General features: G+C 64.1%; 3 protein-coding genes and 1 pseudogene. 2 read left to right on the top strand and 2 right to left on the bottom strand.

What is annotated here, in order from left to right; genetic code table 11:
- Positions 1-191: 191 nt before the first annotated feature.
- Positions 192-1,443, top strand: a pseudogene (locus B2994_RS01855) (Na+/H+ antiporter NhaA); the annotation flags it as partial.
- A 558-nt stretch (positions 1,444-2,001) separates the two neighbouring features.
- Complete coding sequence (locus B2994_RS01850) at positions 2,002-2,709, top strand: TIGR00730 family Rossman fold protein (RefSeq protein WP_291526729.1); 708 nt, start codon at positions 2,002-2,004, stop codon at positions 2,707-2,709.
- 31 nt (positions 2,710-2,740) lie between these two features.
- Here the strand turns inward: B2994_RS01850 and B2994_RS01845 are convergent, their stop codons facing one another.
- On the bottom strand, positions 2,741-3,412 hold the full coding sequence (locus B2994_RS01845; RefSeq protein WP_291526702.1) for an O-methyltransferase: 672 nt from the start codon (positions 3,410-3,412) through the stop codon (positions 2,741-2,743).
- A 68-nt stretch (positions 3,413-3,480) separates the two neighbouring features.
- Positions 3,481-4,182, bottom strand: a 702-nt coding sequence (locus B2994_RS01840; RefSeq protein ID WP_291526701.1) for a 4Fe-4S dicluster domain-containing protein, incomplete at its 5' end; no start/stop codon positions are given.

Raw genomic sequence — 4,182 nt, 5'->3', positions numbered from 1 at the left:
GTTCGAATCCTGTCTGGCGCACGCAAGCCCTCGGAAGCAGCAGCTACGAGGGCTTTTCCAATATTGCTTCGATGTCTCGGGACCGCGGTGCTGGCCGGATCGACGGTCGGGGAGCGGGCTGCGCCCGGGGCGGAACGTCCGACGTCAATCGGTACAATTGCACTATATCGAGTGCGACCGGAAAGGATGTCATGGCGGAGCGATCGAAGAATGTGTGGGTAACCGTGAGGCATATTGCCGCATCCGATCGCATATCGGGCCTGATCATGCTGGGCTTCGCCCTGCTGGGCCTGGTCCTGGCCAATGTGCCGCTGACCGCCGACGTGTTTGCCCATATCGCCGAAACCCATGTGGCCGTCCCATACACCAATATCGACCTGCCGGTGGGGCATTGGGCGCAGGACGGCCTGCTCACCGCCTTTTTCCTGGTGGTGGGGCTTGATCTGAAGCAGGAGCTCACCACCGGTTCGCTGTCCAATCCCAAGGCGGCGGCCGTGCCGATGCTGTGCGCGGTGGGAGGCATGCTGGTACCGCCTGTGCTGTTCCTGGGCGTGACCTGGCTGTATTCGGAGTTTGCGCCCCCGGCGCCCGGATATCAGATCATCGCCTCGGGCGAAGTGGTCGACTACGCCACCGTCGCCCAGGGGTGGGCCGTTCCCACGGCCACGGATATCGCCTTCTCGCTGGCCGTGCTCGCCTTGTTCGCCAAGGCCCTGCCTGGATCCATCCGCGCGTTCCTGATGACGCTGGCCACCGTGGATGATCTGCTGGCCATCATTCTGATCGCGGTGTTCTTCTCGTCGCTGTCTGACTGGTACTGGTTCGTGGGCATCGCCGCCTGCGCGGCCGCATGGTCGTATCTGGTCCGCATGAAGCGCGTGCCATGGCTGGTCGCCGGATTCGTCGGCATCCTGGCTTGGATCATGATGTTCGAGGCGGGGGTGCATCCCACACTGGCCGGCGTGCTGGTGGGATTGCTGACCCCGTCGCGCGAGATGCACGGTGAGAAAACCGCGCGCACCGAACGGTATTACAACAAGCTCCAGCCGTTGTCGGCTTTGGTGGCGTTGCCTGTTTTCGCCCTGTTCGCCACCGGCGTGCGCTTCAGCTCGCTGACTCCGGCCCTCATGGTCTCCCCGGTGGTGGTCGGCATTGTGGTGGCCTTGGTGGTGGGCAAACCCGTGGGTATCATCTCCACGGCGTGGATCGCCACCCATGCAGCCGGTTTGAAACTGGCCAAGGGACTGTGTGTTCGTGACTTGGTCCCGGCGGCCTGCGCCTGCGGCATCGGTTTCACGGTGTCGTTCCTGATCGCCTCGCTGGCGTACGCCGATACCGAACTGTCGGCGGAGAGCCGCTTCGGCGTGCTGGTCGCCTCGCTGATTGCGGCCTGCGTATCCGGCATATTGCTCAGTCGCCAGTCCAAGCGATTCGAACGCGAGGCGCGGCGCACCGAACTGGCCGGAGCGGCGCGCCACGGAGACGCGGACGATGATGGGCTGGGCGCCGAACGCGAACATCGTTTGACGGACGGCACGGTCACGATGAGCATGCCCGCGTTCACTCCCGAATTCATCGCCAAATTCCGCGCCGCCCATCCCAGGCATCCGAAGCGGACGCTGCCTGACGGCGACGACGCGGCGCAGCCGACGACGGCGAACGAGTCCGCACGGCAATCGTCAGGCGCCAAACCGCGGCGTTTCCGTATTCGCGGTAGGAAACGGTAGCGCGCCGAACACCGGCGGCGACGCGATTTGGTATAACGATGTCTATCGGATTTTTCCGGATACCACGCGGATGCCGTCGGACAAGGAGCGCGCCATGGCCAGGAAACGCACAGGAAAACGCGGAAACAAGAAGAACGCGGTAGCGGCTGCGCCGGACCTGTCCGCCTCGGCCGCCGGGGGCGGGCGGCAAGACGAGCCCTATGACGCCTCCAAGGCGACATTCGGCGACAGGCGGAGGGAAGGCCAGAGCGCCACGTATTTCCGTGGTCCCGTGATGCTTCGCGGGCCGATGGTGCCCGACGACACCACCACAGGCAATTTGCTGGCGGACGAGCAGTCCACCGACTGGCTGCATATGGATCCGTGGCGTGTGCTGCGCATCCAGTCGGAGTTCGTCGACGGTTTCGGGGCGCTTGCCGAGCTTGGCCCGGCCATCAGTATTTTCGGATCGGCTCGCACCCAGCGCGACGATCCCGCGTATCAGGCCGCATACGACATGGGCAAACGGATCGCCGAGGCGGGCGTGGCCGTGATAACCGGCGGCGGACCGGGTATCATGGAGGCCGCCAACAGGGGAGCGGCGCTCGCCGGAGGCAAATCGGTGGGTCTGGGCATCGAACTGCCCCACGAGCAGGGGCTGAACGCCTGGGTCAATCTTGGCATGACGTTCCGCTATTTCTTTGTGCGCAAGACGATGTTTCTGAAGTATTCCTCCGCCGTGATCGTCTGTCCCGGCGGATTCGGCACCCTTGACGAGATGTTCGAGGTGCTGACCATGGTGCAAACGCATAAGGTGGCCCACATGCCGGTGGTGCTGTTCGACTCCGCGTACTGGCGGGGGTTGTTCGCCTGGCTGTTTGACACCGTGCGCGAACGGGGCATGATCTCGGGGTTTGATCCGAAGCTGGTGGTGATCACCGACGATGTGGACCAGGCCGTGGAGGTGGCGCTGTCGGGCGTGAGAGGCGGACGGCGCAAATAGACGGGGACCGGCGATCGGCAGGTGCCGGCCGCTATTGCTTGACGCTCAGCAGCAGGCCGGTGCCGACCGGAATCAGCGTTGTGGTGAAGCGCTCGTCGGATTGCGCCTCCTCGATCAGCGCACGGAGTGTCACCGCCTTGTCGCTGCGATCCGCGGGATTCATCAAACCGCCGTTGGCCTTGCGGGAGGCGAACGCGAGAGCATCGGTGAAGACGATGGTCCCGCCGTGTTTGAGCAGACGCTCGGCCTGTCCGAAGGCCGGCTCGTAGTTGGCCGTGTCGCCGGCCACGACGATGAGATCGTAATCGGAGGCGTTCAGACGCGGCAGAAACTGACCAGCCGCCACGTTGACCACGCGCAGTGTGGTGTCGGTTTCGTCGTCGAGTGCGACGAACAGTTTGCGAATGGCCGCGGCCCCGGCGGCCGAGGAATCCACGGCGGTAAGCTGTCCTCCGCCTTGCAGGCCGTTAATGAGCTGATATGTTTCGCTGACGGAGCCCGTTCCCACGACGATCACGGATTGGGCGCCCGAGAGCCTGACCAGAAGGCGAAGGAAATCCGCCTGGCATGCCGATTCCTGTGGGAATCCCTCCTGCTCGGCAGCTTGGCGCAGGGCTGCGAGCCGTTCGGGCTGCCTGGCCTGCGCGACGGTTTCGGCATATTCCCACGACTTGGCCAGATTCGTGTATGAAGTCTTATCCATAGGTTCTACAATAGCGGGGCGCAAGACCTCGATGAACACGGTGTTGGGTTTGCTCGACGGCGTCGCGTTCAGGCGCGTTCGCGAACTTTGGCGACGATTTGCCACATTTCCTCTCCGACGTCGATGCCGCGCGGGCATTGACGGCCACATGCGCGCACCGACTGGCAAGCCGCCACGCCGTCGGGGGTGTCGATCTGTTCGAGACGTTCCGATGTGGCGCCATCGCGCGAGTCGTTGATAAAACGGGATGCGGCTATCAGCGCGGCCGGTCCGATGAAGGCGTCGCCTCCCGCGAAAACCGGGCAGGAACCTTCGCATACACCGCAGGCGATGCAATTGGTCAGCATCTCGTAGTTGGCGAGCTGCTGGGGATTCTGCAGATACTCGAAGACGTTGATCTTGCCGTCGGCCGTGGTCTTGAGCTCGTTCTTCGCCTGAAGATACGGCTTGAGCCTTCTGATCTGATCGAGCATCGGATCGATGTCCGCGATCAGATCGCGCTGGACGGGGAACCCGGGCAGCGGGGCGAGCTCGATGACGCCGAGATCACCCGTTGCGTTCGGATGGCTGTCGACGGTTCCCCCATGGCCGGGTTGATTGGCGGCGTCATTCGCGCCTGCCTCCGCCTCGTTTGGGATCGGCCCGGTGCGGCGGAACCCATCGTTGCCGGGGCCTTCGTCGGACGGCGCTTCGACGGCGGGATGGGCCCACTGGTCCACCGAAGCCGTGCACAGCAGCGTGGGCGTGCCGTTGATCGACACGGCATCGGA

Source organism: Bifidobacterium sp. UBA744 (assembly GCA_002298605.1).
Taxonomy (GTDB): Bacteria; Actinomycetota; Actinomycetes; order Actinomycetales; family Bifidobacteriaceae; genus Bifidobacterium.
Note: the sequence above shows the minus strand (reverse complement) of the source record. Positions and strands in the feature narration are given on the sequence as shown.